The 16,256-nt window shown below is 41.5% G+C and carries 12 protein-coding genes and 1 riboswitch; all 12 genes read left to right on the forward strand.

Features of this window, described 5'->3' with window-relative positions:
- Positions 1-138: 138 nt before the first annotated feature.
- The 12 genes from EKM61_RS09470 to EKM61_RS09525 all read left to right on the forward strand — a co-directional run bounded on the left by EKM61_RS09470 (position 139) and on the right by EKM61_RS09525 (position 15,999).
- Positions 139-1,101, forward strand: a complete 963-nt coding sequence (locus tag EKM61_RS09470; RefSeq protein ID WP_068225448.1) for an aromatic acid exporter family protein — start codon at positions 139-141, stop codon at positions 1,099-1,101.
- A gap of 17 nt (positions 1,102-1,118) precedes the next feature.
- Positions 1,119-1,751 (forward strand): glycoside hydrolase family 73 protein, encoded by a 633-nt coding sequence (locus EKM61_RS09475; RefSeq protein ID WP_068225447.1) that lies wholly within the window; start codon positions 1,119-1,121, stop codon positions 1,749-1,751.
- A gap of 64 nt (positions 1,752-1,815) precedes the next feature.
- Positions 1,816-1,914, forward strand: a riboswitch (purine riboswitch).
- A 53-nt stretch (positions 1,915-1,967) separates the two neighbouring features.
- A complete protein-coding gene (locus tag EKM61_RS09480; protein WP_068225446.1) occupies positions 1,968-2,564 on the forward strand; it encodes a xanthine phosphoribosyltransferase in 597 nt (198 codons plus the stop codon).
- A 182-nt stretch (positions 2,565-2,746) separates the two neighbouring features.
- The gene (locus tag EKM61_RS09485) at positions 2,747-3,871 is read left to right on the forward strand and encodes a 5-(carboxyamino)imidazole ribonucleotide synthase (RefSeq protein ID WP_068225445.1); all 1,125 of its coding nucleotides are present in this window, start codon (positions 2,747-2,749) and stop codon (positions 3,869-3,871) included.
- A gap of 164 nt (positions 3,872-4,035) precedes the next feature.
- Positions 4,036-5,337 carry an adenylosuccinate lyase gene (gene purB, locus EKM61_RS09490; protein ID WP_068225444.1) on the forward strand — a complete coding sequence of 434 codons (1,302 nt, stop codon included), beginning with the start codon at positions 4,036-4,038 and terminating at the stop codon, positions 5,335-5,337.
- A gap of 460 nt (positions 5,338-5,797) precedes the next feature.
- A complete protein-coding gene (pcrA, locus tag EKM61_RS09495; RefSeq protein WP_068225443.1) occupies positions 5,798-8,062 on the forward strand; it encodes a DNA helicase PcrA in 2,265 nt (754 codons plus the stop codon).
- A 36-nt stretch (positions 8,063-8,098) separates the two neighbouring features.
- On the forward strand, positions 8,099-10,129 hold the full coding sequence (gene ligA / locus EKM61_RS09500) for an NAD-dependent DNA ligase LigA (protein ID WP_068225442.1): 2,031 nt from the start codon (positions 8,099-8,101) through the stop codon (positions 10,127-10,129).
- A gap of 239 nt (positions 10,130-10,368) precedes the next feature.
- Positions 10,369-11,511, forward strand: a complete 1,143-nt coding sequence (locus EKM61_RS09505; RefSeq protein ID WP_068225441.1) for a CamS family sex pheromone protein — start codon at positions 10,369-10,371, stop codon at positions 11,509-11,511.
- Positions 11,512-11,620: 109 nt separating this feature from the next.
- Positions 11,621-11,935, forward strand: coding sequence for an Asp-tRNA(Asn)/Glu-tRNA(Gln) amidotransferase subunit GatC (gene gatC, locus EKM61_RS09510; protein WP_068225440.1), 315 nt, complete (start codon positions 11,621-11,623; stop codon positions 11,933-11,935).
- Positions 11,932-13,395, forward strand: coding sequence for an Asp-tRNA(Asn)/Glu-tRNA(Gln) amidotransferase subunit GatA (gene gatA, locus EKM61_RS09515; protein WP_068225439.1), 1,464 nt, complete (start codon positions 11,932-11,934; stop codon positions 13,393-13,395). Before gatC ends, gatA begins: the two co-directional genes overlap by 4 nt.
- Positions 13,395-14,825: an Asp-tRNA(Asn)/Glu-tRNA(Gln) amidotransferase subunit GatB gene (gatB, locus tag EKM61_RS09520; protein WP_068225438.1), complete on the forward strand. Its 1,431-nt coding sequence runs from the start codon at positions 13,395-13,397 to the stop codon at positions 14,823-14,825. The genes gatA and gatB overlap by 1 nt, the downstream gene beginning before the upstream one ends.
- 199 nt (positions 14,826-15,024) lie before the next feature.
- Positions 15,025-15,999 carry a diacylglycerol kinase gene (locus EKM61_RS09525; protein ID WP_068225437.1) on the forward strand — a complete coding sequence of 325 codons (975 nt, stop codon included), beginning with the start codon at positions 15,025-15,027 and terminating at the stop codon, positions 15,997-15,999.
- The last annotated feature ends 257 nt before the right edge of the window (positions 16,000-16,256 follow it).

The following is a 16,256-nucleotide window of genomic DNA, read 5'->3' on the forward strand; positions in this document are numbered from 1 at the left end:
CTTTTTTATTTTTCTGATTTTCAAAACAGACAAAAAACCGGTATTAGTTATTCACCAATACCAGAAAGTGTAGACCCTCTTTTTTTAGGTGCATCTAGCGGCCGACTTTGCTAAGCTATTATAGAAGGGGTGGCAAAGATGCAAATTGGATTACGAACTATAAAAACTGCCTTAGGGGCTGTCATTGCAATGGTTATTGCTTATGAGTTTCATTTATCCTATTGGGCGACGGCCGGAATTGTAACAATTTTAAGTGTTCAGAATACAACAAAATATTCATTTCGCTTAGCTGGTTCACGAATAGTTTCGGCCGCTTTGGCGTTTTTAATTGCAACTTTAAGTTTCCGATTTTTAGGATTTAATCCGTGGGCCTATGGTATCTTCCTACTGATTTTTATCCCTTTAGCTATGCGGTTACAGTTGCAAGAAGGTATTGTGGTCAGTGCCGTTTTGGTCACGCACTTTCTCTTGCAGCGAAGTTATAGTTGGCACTGGATTAGTAACGAATTAGCGTTATTGTTAATTGGGGTTGGTGTGGCCTTGGTATTTAATTTATTTATGCCATCATTACAATCACAAATTAAAGGCTTTCAGCGACTTACAGAAGATGATTTAACTAATATTTTAAAAAATATGCAGGCCCAATTTACTGGCGAAGAGACCTCCGCCGATAGTTGGACACGTCTGGGGCATTTATTGAATACAATTCGAACTGGCCGCGAGTGGTCGAACCGGCAGCAGGACAACCAACTTTTTATCGAAAATGATTTTTACCGGTCGTATTTTGAAATGCGGCGTAATCAATACGAGATGTTGCGGCAAATGCAAACTAACCTTGATTTGATCAATTTACCACTAGCTCAAAGTGAACACGTTGAGGTTTTGCTGGAGAAGGCTGCCGCTACAGTTGCTAAACCGAATGCGGCCAAGCACTTGGTAAAGACTGTTGTCAAGATCCAGAGTGATTTTGACGGGCAACCATTACCAACTACGCGGGAAGAATTTGAAAATCGAGCGCACCTATATTTATTTCTATTAGATTTTGAAACATTATTGACCTTAAAGGCTGATTTTTACGAAAAGGTAACTTGGGTTCGCTAAGAAAGTAATGGTGAATAGTGGCGAAAAAAAGACGTAATCGCAAAAAAATAGCAATTAAATTACCACAAATTATTATGGGCTGCTTTTGCGCACTACTTTTAGTGGTGGCGGGGGTACGTTTATTGGGTGAGCAAGCACGAGTAGATGTGGCCGACCAAAATGCGAATAACCAGGCCGAAGTGCAGCGGAACCGGCAAGCCTTTATTAAGAGATTGGCACCTGAGGCAAAGCGTCTACAGCAAACTTATCATGTATTGCCAAGCATTACTTTGGCCCAGGCAATTCTTGAGTCGGACTGGGGTACCAGCCAATTAGCGACTAATTACCATAATCTATTTGGTGTGAAAGGGACTGATCCCAATCAGACTAAAGTGATGTTAACTAAAGAATACCGTAACGGGCAGTGGGTAGAAATTCGCGGGCGTTTTCAAATTTACGCTAACGATCAAGCGTCACTAGCAGCCCACGCAGCGTTACTGGCTAACGGGACGAGCTGGAATACGAATCAATATCAACACGTCATTAGTGCCACTAATTATCGTACTGCGGCGGCAGCATTGAAGCAGGACGGTTATGCGACTGATCCGGACTACCCGGCCAAGCTAATTAATCTGATTAAAACGTACGATTTAGAGCAGTATGATCAGTAATTCACGGGGCTTTGCCGCAGTTGTTATTCATAAATAACTATGCTAAAGTAAAGCCAATCTAAAAAGCAATTTTTTCCGGCAAACTTATATAAATGTCTAATAATGGAGACAAGTTTCTACCCAGAACCGTAAATTCTGGACTATAAGTGAAGACGCTTCTTTACTTGTAGTGTAAAAAGGCGCTTTTTTTATCTAATTACAGAAGGGGTGTATTGAATGAAGTTACTTGAGGATCGGATTAAACGAGATGGAAAGGTGTTAGAGGGGAACGTTTTAAAGGTTGATAACTTTTTAAACCATCAAGTTGATCCTGATTTAATGTTTGAAATGGGTGAGGAATTCGCTCGCTTATTCCGTGGTGAAGGGATTACTAAGATTTTGACGGTGGAATCATCTGGGATTGCACCGGCTATTTTGACCGGCCTGCAGTTGCACGTCCCGGTGGTCTTTGCCCGTAAGCATAAGAGCCTCACACTGGTGAATGATATGTATACTTCAACGGTTTATTCTTACACTAAAAAAGTGAGTAACGAAATTGCAATTTCAAAGAAGTTTTTGGCGGATACAGATAAGGTCTTAATCATTGACGACTTTTTGGCCAATGGACAGGCAGTTGCGGGTTTAATTGACATCTGTGAACAGGCCGGCGCGGTAATTGATGGTGTTGGGATTGCGATTGAAAAAACGTTCCAACGTGGTCATGAATTAATTGCCGAAAAACAAATTCGGTTAGAATCATTGGCCAAGATTACGGCGTTTAAAGATGGTAAAGTTGTTTTTGAAAGTGATCAAGAAGCTAACAATGCAGACTAACAGCTTCGCCTGAACTTTTTAGCACTTTCTGGATTTATTGCAAAAATCTGATTACGAATGGTTCACGGCATACTCTAAAATTAAACGCTTATTCTTGCCAGCGAGTCGCAATGTTAGAAGAAGATGACGGTTTAAGCAAAAAAGAGGATAATGAGTAGTATAAGTAAAGAAAGGGATCGTGAATGAATGTGGAATCGATCATTTATCCTGGTAGTACGATTGGTATTATTGGCGGCGGCGCCAATAGTAAACTTTTGGCCTTAACTGCCAAAAAAATGGGCTTTCGGGTGGGCATCCTAACCGATAAAATGAATAGCCCGGCGGCAAGTGTCGCGGACTTCACTGAAGTTGGTGATATGAGCGATGTTACTAATTTACAAAAATTGGCTCAATTTTGTGAGGTACTAACTTACGAATACGAAAATACCGATACAACGGCTCTTGATTTGTTGCAAAACGTTTATTTGCCGCAAAAAACTGATATATTATCGATCATGCAGGATCGGCAACTAGAAAAGGTCTTTTTGGACGAACACAATATTAACATTGCGCCTTACGCTACGATTGTTGGGTTAGATGACGTTTATGCAGCCGTCGATTCAATTGGCTACCCTTGTGTTTTGAAGCCCGTTCAGCGGGGCATTGGCAGCCAATTTCAACGGGTGATCTACAATGAAGATGATATTGCTAAAAGTGCTGATTATCTTACGACCGGCACATATATTTTAGAGTCCTGGGTACCTTTTGAACGAGAACTTTCCGTTATGGTTGCTAAGGATGCACAACAAAATATTGTTACCCTACCGGTTTGTGAGAATGTTTATCATGGTCGGCATTTATTTGAGTCGATTACGCCAGCTCGAATTGACGCCGCAACAACCGTCGAGGTGGAACGGATTGCTAAAACGTTGGCTCAAAGTATTACTTACGTTGGCGTATTTGGGGTCGAATTTTTCTTAACGGCTTCCGGCACACTTTACGTTAAACGAATTGTCCCTTGTCCCCATACATCGGGTAACATTTTTAATGAGGCAACCCAAGTTTCTCAATACGAATTACATATCCGCGCAATTTGCAATTGGCCGTTGCCAGTGCCACAGTTGGTTAGCCCAGCGGTGAGCGTTACGATTCCAGAACGCCTGCTGAAGGCAACCTATACGCAAGTTATGATTAAACCAAATTGGCATTTTTATTATTACTTGGCTAATGGTAGTCAGGCAGAAAGTCGGGTTGGCCACGTCACCATTTTGACCCAAGATTTGAAGCAAACGCTGGAAGCTATTTATGACACTGAGATTTGGAATTAGGAAGTGTCTGAACTTTTTTAGAAGACATGACTCTAAGTACTTGAGAATTATGTTAATGCGATGAGCAATCTTTAAACACGTTAACTGAGACAATTAAATAATAGTTATGCTGCAGTATTATCGGGATTCTTTTGTTACTAGACAAATAAAAAGTGAGGTTAATTATGCTAGCGCGTTATACTCGCCCAGAAATGGGACAAATTTGGACCGATCAGAATAAGTATCAGGCTTGGCTTGAAGTTGAAATTTTAGCTGATGAGGCTTGGGCAAAACTCGGTGAAATTCCTGAAGAAGATGCCGTTAAGATTCGGCAAAATGCGACTTTTGATACGCAGCGTATTGCTGAAATTGAAAAGAAGACTAAGCATGATGTTGTTGCCTTTACGCGGGATGTCTCCGAGAGTTTAGGAACCGAAAAGAAGTGGATTCACTACGGCTTAACCTCGACGGACGTTGTGGATACAGCTTACGGTTACCTGATGAAACAAGCTAACAGAATTTTACGTGAGGATTTGGATCACATTATTGCAGTGTTGGCTAAGCAGGCCAAAACTTACAAGTACACCGTCATGATGGGTCGAACGCACGGTGTTCACGCCGAACCAACTACTTTTGGTTTACGAATGGCACAGTGGTACGCTGAAATGAAACGCAATCGTGAACGTTTCGAGCATGCTGCTGCTGGTGTTGAGGCTGGTAAAATTAGTGGTGCAGTTGGGACCTTTGCTAATATTCCGCCTGAAATTGAGGCTTACGTAACAAAACAGCTCGGTATTCGGGCGCAAGATATCTCAACGCAGGTTTTACCACGTGATTTACACGCCGAATACATTGCAACAATGGCCCTCATTGCCACTTCAGTTGAAAAATTTGCGACGGAGGTTCGGTCCCTTCAGCGAACTGAAATTCATGAAGTTGAAGAATTCTTCGCGGCGGGGCAAAAGGGTTCTTCTGCTATGCCACATAAACGTAATCCAATTGGTTCTGAGAACGTTACTGGATTAGCGCGTGTTATTCGTGGGCACATGATTACGGCCTATGAAGATGTTAGTTTGTGGCATGATCGTGATATTTCACATTCTTCAGCCGAACGAATTATTCTTCCCGATACAACAGAATTATTAGATTATATTTTACATCGTTTTAGTAAAATCATTGAAACGCTAACTGTTTTTCCAGAAAAAATGCGTTCAAATATGGATGTGACTTATGGTCTGATTTATAGTCAGCGGGTAATGCTGAAGCTGATTGATAACGGGATGAGTCGTGAGGCCGCTTATGATTTAGTTCAACCGAAGACTGCCCTCGCGTGGGATGAGAAGAAGGCCTTCCGACCATTACTTGAAGCTGATCCAAAAATCACTTCAATATTAAACGCCAAGGATTTAGATGATGCGTTTGATTATCACTGGCATTTGCGCAACGTTGATACAATTTTTGATCGCGTGGGCTTGGGAGAAGACTAGAGAGAGTTTGAAAAAGCGTTCAGATTCTGAGGATTACTAGCGATGTCGATCGGACTAAGATGAAACAAAGTCCGAATCGCAGCCTAGATTGACGAATAATTCACGTAGTGGATTATTTGGCGATCGTAGCTAACCGCAGGAATCTGCTTTTTCAGACACGTTTTCATCAGATTGGTCAGGAGAATGCCAATAAAGGTATTTTTTAAACCCGGTCTAAATTGACGAATAATTCATGCAATGAATTATTCGGTGTTAGTGTTAAGCAAAATAGAGTTAGGGCAAAATAAACATTTTGCCCTAACTCTATTTTTATTGTACTTAACTGGCGGATTTTAGTGGATTCTTTAGAGAAGTTTTAAGCGATATTTGCTATAATGAGTGAGATGAATTTGAGTGTTCAGTGCTTAATTTTCAGTGCACTAATATGTAGTAGATAAATAGAGGGGATTGAATAATTAGTATGTCCAAAATGAGTTTGTTGGAGAATATGAATGGCAAACAGCAAGAGGCAGTAGAATATACTGAAGGCCCACTCCTCATTATGGCGGGAGCTGGTTCTGGTAAAACGCGGGTTGTCACGCACCGAATTGCTTACTTAATTGAAGAGATGGCAGTTGCGCCGTGGCATATTTTGGCGATTACTTTTACCAATAAGGCGGCTCGCGAAATGCGCGAACGTGTGGCGGGTTTGTTAGATGAACGAGCAAAGTCAGTTTGGGTATCAACCTTTCACGCATTATGTGTCCGTATTTTACGTCGCGATATTGATAAATTAGGTGGTTACGCCCGATCATTTACCATCGCCGATCCTGGGGAACAATCGATTTTAATGCGCCGAATTTTAACGCAACAAAATATTGATCCAAAAAAATTCACACCACGTTCCGTTTTAAGTGCAATTTCTGGTGCCAAGAATGAATTACAAACGCCCAAAGCCTTTGCTGCCACTGCTAGCTCACCATTTGAAAAAATTGTGGCCCAGTGTTACGGACCATACCAAAATGAGTTAGAAGCCAACCAGGCGCTGGATTTTGATGATTTGATTATGTTAACGGTGGAGCTTTTTCAGAAGTCACCGGAGACCTTGGATTACTATCAGACTAAGTTTAAGTACGTCCACGTCGATGAATATCAGGATACTAACCAGGCACAATACACCTTGGTTAACTTGTTGGCAAAAAAATACCGTAACCTTTGTGTTGTCGGTGATGCCGACCAGAGTATCTACGGTTGGCGTGGCGCTAATATGGAAAATATTATGAACTTTAAGAAAGACTACGCTGACGCTAAAGTTGTTTTACTTGAACAAAATTATCGGTCAACTAAAACTATTTTGCAGGCAGCTAACGCAGTGATCAACAATAATACTTATCGGGAACCGAAGAAACTGTGGACTGAAAATTCAGATGGCGAGCCAATTTCCTATTATCGTGGCCAAAATGAGCAGGACGAGGCTCATTTCGTGGTTAGTAAGGTTCAAGAAGAAATGGAAGCCAAGCAATATCAGTACGGGGATTTTGCTGTTTTATACCGAACTAACGCCCAATCACGGACAATTGAAGAGAGTTTTGTTAAGACCAACATTCCGTATAAAATGATTGGCGGGCATAAGTTCTATGATCGTAAAGAAATTAAGGATATTTTGGCGTACTTGCGCGTTATTGTTAACGCCGAGGATTCAATTGATTTTGAACGGGTAGTTAATACGCCTAAACGTGGAATTGGTACCGGAACGTTAGATAAATTGCGGGGCTTCGCTGATTATAATCGCTGGTCCTTACTAGATGCGGCGAAAAACGTGGCTTTAGCGGATAACATTTCGGCCCGACCACGAAAAACGTTGAGTACGTTTGCGAAGATAATGATTGGCCTCCAAGAAAAAAAGGATGAATTAAGTGTTACGGAATTAACGAACGAAATGCTTGATCAGTCCGGTTACTTAGAAGCATTAAAAAAAGAAAAAACCTTAGAGGCTCAAGGCCGGGTCGAAAATATTCAAGAATTCTTATCCGTTACCAAAGAGTTTGATGACTCTTATCAACCGGAGGAAGATTCGGACAGTGACCGTTTTGTTGATTTTTTGACGGATCTGGCGTTGGTTTCTGATCAAGATGACGTTGAAGATGAGAGCAGTGAAGTTACTTTAATGACGTTGCACGCGGCCAAAGGGCTTGAATTTCCAGTTGTGTTTATGATGGGGATGGAAGAAGGCATTTTCCCACTTTCTCGGGCATTATTGGAAGATGATCAGTTAGAAGAAGAGCGTCGTTTGGCCTATGTTGGGATAACGCGGGCTAAAAAAAAGTTGTATTTAACCAACGCTTATTCCCGAATGTTATACGGGCGAACACAGAGTAATCCGGCCTCACGCTTCGTTGGTGAAATTAGCGATGATTTATTGAAGTTTGAAAATGGGACTGCGGGTAGCCAATTAACTGAAAGTAAGTTACCGTTCAGTAATATGCGTCGAAATAATAGTTATGCGCGGGCAACGGCGACGACTTATCAATCGAGGGCTACGGTCGCTAAAAATAGTGGTACTGGGGCTGATAGTGTCAGTTGGACGGCTGGTGATAAGGTAACTCACCGTAAATGGGGTGAAGGCACGGTCGTTAAAGTTAATGGCAGTGGTACTGATACCGAACTTGATATTGCGTTTAAATCACAGGGTATCAAGCGTCTGTTAGCTTCGTTTGCACCAATCGAGAAGGTTGTTACCCAGTAAGGGAGGTGACACGAATAGGTTTACTATTCGTGACTTATGGCGTTAATTAAACCAATTAGTCAGTATTCAGAACAAGAGGCAAGTGATGCAGCAGTTGAGCTGCGAACCACTTTAAACGATTGGAGTCGTGCGTATTATACGGCGGACAAACCAGTTGTTGAAGATCACGTTTATGATGAAAATTACCGTGATTTGCAAACGCTAGAAAATGAATTTCCATCCATTATTACGCCAGACTCACCAACGCAGCGGGTTGGCGGTCAGGTTTTACCCGGCTTTAATAAGGTTGCCCATGATAGCCCGATGCTTTCAATGGGGGATGTCTTTTCTAAAACCGAGTTAGCTGATTTTGATCGCCGACTTAGAAAGGCCTACCCAACAGATTTTGATTATAACGTTGAGTTAAAAATTGATGGTTTGGCCATTTCGTTGATTTACGAGGATGGTATTTTTGTTCGTGGCGCGACACGCGGTAATGGAACGATTGGCGAAGATATCACGCAGAATTTAAAAACAATTTCATCAATTCCGTTACGACTAACTAAGCCCGTTTCTATTGAGGTTCGCGGCGAATGTTACATGCCCAAAAAGGCTTTTGCTGATTTAAATGCCCGGCGGGAAGCTAATGGTGAAGAAAATTTTGCTAACCCACGTAATGCGGCAGCTGGCAGTCTTCGCCAGTTGGACTCCCGGGTGGCCGCCAGTCGCCAGTTGTCCACCTGGCTGTACACCCTAACGACATTTGATGATCTGGAAGTGACAACGCAAGCAGAGGCATTGAAAACTTTGGCCGAGCTAGGTTTTAAAGTTAATTCCAATTACCATGTTTGCCACACGATGGATGAAGTTTCTCAATACATTGATCAGTACCAAAAACAACGTGATGAGCTTGATTACGGCATTGATGGAATTGTCTTAAAGGTAAATGATTTGGCCTTGCAACGCCAAATGGGAAATACAGTTAAGGTTCCGCGTTGGGAAATTGCTTATAAATTTCCACCAGAAGAGGCGCAAACCGTTATTCACCAAATTGAATGGACGGTTGGCCGAACGGGCGTTGTGACTCCGACCGCAGTTATGGACCCGGTTCAATTAGCGGGGACAACTGTCGCGCGAGCGACCCTGCATAATGGTGACTTAATTAAGGAAAAGGATATCCGTGAAGATGATACTGTTCTGATTCATAAGGCGGGTGACATTATTCCTGAAGTTTCGGAAGTTATCCTTAGCTTACGGCCAGAAATGAGCAAACCGTATCAGCTCCCAACGACTTGTCCTTCATGTGGTAAGCCGTTACAGCATTTGGATGAGGAAGTTGCCTTGCGCTGCATTAATCCAATGTGCCCTGCTCAAATTCAAGAACAATTAACCCATTTTGCGTCACGTAACGCCATGAATATTGATGGCTTAGGACCGCAAATTATTCAACAATTGTACACTAAAGGACTTGTTCATGACGTTGCCGACTTGTATCATTTAACTTATGAACAATTGATTGCTTTGGATAAGTTTCAGGATAAATCGGCCACTAATTTGTTAAATGCAATTGTTGCAAGCAAACAAAACTCACTTGAGCGTTTAATTAATGGCCTGGGAATTCGCCACGTTGGGGCCAAAATGGCGCGCCTATTGGCTGAGCATTTTGAAACGATGGCTAAATTACAACAAAGTGATCAAGAAGAATTAAGCGCCATTGACACATCCGGTACAATTATTGCCAACAGTGTTTACACTTATTTTCAGACAAAAGAGGCGCAGGAACTGATTAAACAATTGATTGCCGCAGGCGTCAACATGACTTATCTCGGACCAAAGAAGGTTGCGCAAGATACTGTGTTTAGTGGTAAGACAGTTGTCTTGACCGGAACACTTGAAAATTATAAGCGTTCGGCGTTAGCAACACAGCTTGAAGATCTGGGTGCTAAAGTTACCGGAAGTGTGTCCAAAAAAACTGATTTGGTAATTGCCGGGAGTGATCCTGGTAGCAAATATACCAAGGCGCAAAACCTGGGGATTACAATCTGGGATGAAGCAACTTTGGCTGAAAATTTAAAGGCCGCGCAATAATTTAAAAAAATAGTAGAATTTAGTGCGGAGAACCATGTTTCCAGGGCGCAAATTTTGCACTAGGAGAATGGCTATCATCCGAGAATAAGATTTTGCGGTCACGCAAAATAGACTTAAGAAATTGAGGAGGGCCATGTTTCGAGTACGCGGATTTCGCGTTAGGAGAATGGCTATCATCCGAGAATAAGATTTTGCGGTCACGCAAAATAGACTTAAGAAATTGAGGAGGAACATTTCTGGTGAAGCGAGCAAAAGCATTTTTAGTGTTATTTGGTAGTTTAATCTTTTTAGCTGGCTGCGGTAATTTGCAGTCTTCTGGGCTTGGTTCCGGTAGTGGGACCAAAAGTAAATCCTCAGTTCAAACAACTGGCCAGGTTTCGGACAGTGATTACCAAGGTGTTGTTCGAAATGGTAAGTATCTGACTAGTAAATCACGTGGTCTGTCTGAGGATCAAAATACAAATGGTTACAATTTGAAGAGCTTTGAGAGCGGCTTATTAACGGTCTCTAAAAAACAATTTCCAACTAATAAGTACGTGTTTCAAGAAGGTCAGTATTTGAACAAAACAACCGTCACAAATTGGTTGGCTCGTAAATCAAAAGATAATCCAGACGGACTGAACCCTGCTAGTAATGGACAAACTGATGCTAATAAACGGAACCCAATTTATTTGCAACAGTTAGAAGAACAGGACTATATGACACAGAGTGGAAGTAAATTATCACTTGGTGGTGTAACGATCGGTTTAGGTATGAATCAAATCGATTACTATACCAAAAAGCAGTACGGACCAACTTACCAAACAAAAATTTCCAACGCGCAGATGGTTGCCGAAGCAAAGAAGATGGCTAACGAAGTTGTTAAACGAATGCGGGCTAAAAGTGGCATGAGTAAAGTACCAATTACAATTGCGCTATACGAGCAAGCACCCAACGATAGCTTAGTTGGCGGGACTTTCTTTGCTAATGGGACTAGTAAAAATGGTAGTAAAACGATTAGTAGCTGGAATAGTATGAACCAGAAGAACTATACGCTACCGGCTGTAAGTGGTGCTAAGTCCGGTAATAGTAGTGACAGTGACGCTTTTGACAACTTTAAGACGCAAATCCAGAGTTTCTTCCCGAATTTGTCAGGTGTTACGGCACAAACCCACTATAATAATGGAACTTTGGCGGGAATGAACGTTTCTATCAATACTCAATTTTATAGTCAAACGGAAATTATGAGTTTTACCCAATTTATTGCTACTGAGGCAGAGCATTATCTACCTAGTAACGTACCAATTCAAGTGACGATTAGTTCATTCGAAGGAATTCAATCCTTTGTTGCTCGAGATTCTGGGCAAAAGAGTTTCTATACGCACGTGTTTGGTAGTTACTGAGGTGGCTAAAAACCATTTTTACGCGCGTTTGTTTGGTAGTCCTTATCGCAAACAAGCGACTTTATGGTAAAATAATGGCGTAACCAAAAATGAAAGTGAGGCAAGAGAATTGGCAATTAGTAAAGAACAAGTAACGCACGTTGCGGATTTAGCTCGATTATCCTTTACGGATGAAGAACTTGGCCAATTTACCGATCAATTAAGTCAGATCACGGATATGTTCAATGAATTACAAGAAGTTGATACAAAGGGTGTTGAACCAATGACACACGTGGTGGATCTCGTTAATGTATTACGGGAAGATGTTCCAGCTGCGGCTAACCCACAGGAACGGGAAGCCTTACTTAAAAACGCACCGGACGCTGAAGATGGCTATATCAAGGTGCCAGCAATTTTAGATAACGAGGGGGACGATGGTGAATGAACTATTTTACAAATGATCTAACCAAAATCCACGCACAACTCGTTAATAAAGAATTAACTAGTTATGATTTAACTAAACAAACGATTACGGCTTTAAAAGAAACCGATAAAAAAGTTGACGCCTTTTTAACGTTGAACGAAGAAAAAGCGTTGGAAATGGCTAAAGCGATTGATGAAAAGGGTATTGACCCAGCTAATCTTTTAGCTGGAATTCCCGTTGCGGTTAAAGATAATATTATGACGAAGGATTTACGGACGACTGCTGCCAGTAAAATTCTCGAAAATTTTGTGCCAGTCTATGACGCAACGGTGATGGAACACATCTACGCCCACGACATGGTTCCGATTGGTAAAACCAATATGGACGAATTTGCCATGGGTGGATCAACGGAAAATTCTGCTTTTAAGACAACCAAGAATCCGTGGAATTTAACCAAGGTACCTGGTGGTTCTTCTGGTGGTTCTGCAGCAGCAGTTTCTGCCGGAATTGTTCCAATTGCTTTTGGCTCTGATACTGGTGGCTCAATTCGGCAGCCAGCTTCATTTACTGGAATTGTTGGCATGAAGCCAACTTACGGTCGCGTTTCTCGTTGGGGCTTGATTGCCTTTGGTTCCAGTCTTGATGAAATCGGCCCAATGACACGTAGCGTTAAAGACAACGCGACTGTCCTAGCGGCAATTGCTGGTTTTGATGAACATGATGGGACGACAGTAAATAAGAAAGTACCAGATTTTACTGCGAATATTGCTAAGGGTGTTAAAGGGCTTAAGATTGGTTTGCCTAAAGAGTACCTTGGTGAAGGCGTTCAACCAGAAGTTAAGGCCGCAATTTTGGCCGCTGCAGATAAGTTCCGTGAGCTTGGTGCAACAGTTGAAGAAGTTTCGTTGCCACACAGTAAGTATGGTGTTGCAGCTTACTACATTATTTCTTCATCGGAGGCTTCATCTAACTTACAGCGCTTTGATGGTATTCGTTATGGTGTTCGGGCAACAGACGTTAAGAACTTAAACGATGTCTATGTTCGTTCGCGAACGGAAGGCTTTGGTCCAGAAGTTAAACGGCGAATTATGTTAGGAATGTATTCATTATCTGCCGGCTATTATGATGCTTACTTCAAGAAAGCCGCTCAAGTACGGACTTTGATGAAACAAGACTTTGCTAATGTTTTTGCTGATTATGATTTAATTATGGGACCTGTTGCGCCAACAACAGCTTACGGAATTGGTGAAGATGTTTCTGATCCATTGACAATGTACGCCGGGGATGTTTTGAGTGTGCCAGTCAACATGGCTGGGCTACCTGGTCTATCATTACCAGCAGGATTTGCGGCTGGTTTACCAATTGGGATGCAATTAATTGGTAAGGCCTTTGATGAGCAAACGATTTATCAAGCCGGCTATGCTTTTGAACAAGCAACTGATTTCCATAAAGAAACACCAACGTTGGGAGGTAACAACTAGTGAATTTTGAGACAACAATTGGACTTGAAGTCCACGTCGAATTAAAGACAAAGTCAAAAATGTTCAGTCCATCGGCTAATGAGTTCGGTGATACTCCTAACATGAACACTAACGTCATTGATTGGGGCTATCCTGGTGTTTTACCTAAGGTTAATAAAGGTGCCGTTGATTTCGGAATGCGCGCTGCTTTAGCATTAAACGCAACGATTGCCCAGGACAACCACTTTGACCGGAAAAACTATTTTTACCCTGATAATCCTAAGGCTTACCAAGTGACGCAGTTTGAGCAACCCATTGGTCATGATGGCTGGGTTGAAGTTCATTTGAGTAACGGTACAACGAAAAAAATCGGGATTGAAGAACTTCATTTAGAAGAAGATGCTGGTAAAAACACCCATACTGGTCAATATTCTTACGTTGATTTAAACCGGCAGGGAACACCGCTGATTGAAATTGTATCGAAACCTGATATGACAACACCAGAAGAGGCCTATGAATACATGGAAACCTTACGGCAAGTCATCCAGTTTACTGGTGTTTCTGACGTTAAGATGGAAGAAGGTTCTTTGCGAGTTGACGCCAATATTTCACTGCGACCAATTGGTCAAAAGGAATACGGTGTTAAAACTGAATTGAAGAACATTAATTCATTTACTTATTTGCGTAAAGGCTTAGAATACGAAGAAAAACGCCAAGCACAAATCTTGCTTTCTGGCGGGCAAATTCGTCAGGAAACACGGGGCTTTAACGAAAATACTGGTGAAACCGTGTTACAGCGAATTAAGGAAGGTTCCGATGATTACCGTTACTTCCCTGAACCAGATATTCCACCGTTGCAAATTAGCGACAAGTGGATTGATGAAGTGCGTGCTTCGATTCCAGAAATGCCTCACGAACGCCGGAAACGGTACATTAACGATTTTGGTTTAACCGAAAATGACGCACAAGTTTTGACTTCAACGTTAGAGATGGCCAATTTCTTTGAGGATACAGTTAAACAAGACGCTGATGCAAAATTAGTTTCTAACTGGTTACAGGGTGAAGTTAGTGCCTACATGAACGCCCAAAAATTAGATTTACAAGAGACTAAGCTAACGCCAGAAAACTTAGCAACGATGATTAACTTGATCACTGACGGAACAATTTCGTCAAGAATTGCTAAGAAAGTCTTCAAAGAAACGATTACTAATGGTACGGAACCGAAACAATGGGTTGAAGATAAGGGCATGGTACAATTATCTGATCCTGCCAAATTATTGCCAATGATTACCGAAGTTTTAGATAATAATAGTCAGTCGATTGATGACTTTAAAAATGGTAAGGATCGGGCCATTGGTTTCTTAGTGGGTCAAATTATGAAACAAACTCACGGTCAGGCTAATCCTAAAGTGGTTAACCAACTGTTAATTAGCGAATTAAAGAAACACTAGAAAGTCGTAAAAAAGGTGCTCAGCCTAGAGCTCGATCTGCAAGTAATATTGATCAAACTACGTGTAATCTCGTAGTTGAAATCAGGGCCAAGTGTAGTAGGCTACTTTTTTAGTACGTTTAAACTATTTGCATTGGCGAATACTAACGAAAATAGTTTCAGGCTATTCCTAAAGAAAAATAATGAAAAGAGGACTTAAGATGCAGCAGCGAGCACGAATTATTTATAACCCTTCCGCAGGGCATGAAAGTTTAAAACGTAGCATGATTGATATTTTAGGTATTTTTGAAGCGGACGGTTATGAGACAAGTGCTTACGCCACGACGCCAAAACCTAATTCTGCACGTGATGAAGCAACGCGAGCGGCCAAAGAAGGATTTGACTTAGTGGTTGCTGCTGGTGGTGATGGCACAATTAATGAAGTTGTCAATGGCATTGCTGGTTTAAAACGACGTCCTAAAATGGCGATTATTCCGGCCGGAACAACTAATGATTATGCCCGCGCTCTCAAAATTCCCCGTGAAGATCCGGTTGAAGCAGCAAAAGTAGTCTTAAAAAATCAAACCATAAAAATGGATATTGGTCAGGCGAATGATCAGTACTTCATGAATATTGCTGGTGGTGGCTTTTTAACTGAGCTAACTTATGATGTTCCGTCAGAAACTAAATCAATCTTTGGTTACCTGGCTTACTTAATTGAAGGTGCGAAAATGTTACCGCAAATTAAACCAGTGCCAATGCATTTGGAATACGATGGTGGCGTTTATGAGGGGAAGGCCTCCATGTTCTTGCTTGGTTTAACTAATTCAGTTGGTGGCTTTGAACAAGTTGCACCAGATGTGTCGCTAGATGATGGTCGTTTTTCTTTGATTATCGTTAAAACGGCGAATATGGTGGAATTAATTCATTTAATGGCGCTGGCACTAAACGGTGGCCGACACATCGATGATAAGCGAATTATTTATACAAAAACGCATAAATTAGTTGCTCGCTCTGAAAATAAAGAGCGGATGATGATTAATCTTGATGGTGAGTACGGCGGAGATGCACCAATGACTTTCATCAATTTACATCAACATATCGAAATGTTCGCAAACGTGGATGCCTTACCAGATAAAGCAGTTACTGGTGACCAAACATTAATCGAAGAGGTACCTACCGATACGACTAAATAGGAAAGTTAGTTGGCGCGATTCTAACACAGTGAGTGATTTGATTGCTGTGTTGGAATTAGGCCAGCTGGCTTTTTTAATTTACTTTTTTATAGTGAAGGGTAGTAGTTGAAGGTATGTAAGCAGTAAATAACTGACCGACTTCAAAAATAATTTAATTCAAGTTATGATTGCCTCATCAAATAATTGGTGAGGTGATTTTTATTGGATAAACCGGATATTGTTCAAATTAAAATGGATCATTCTGGTTCTCAATCGCG

The sequence above is a fragment of the Loigolactobacillus backii genome (genome assembly GCF_003946275.1).
Taxonomy (GTDB): domain Bacteria; phylum Bacillota; class Bacilli; order Lactobacillales; family Lactobacillaceae; genus Loigolactobacillus; species Loigolactobacillus backii.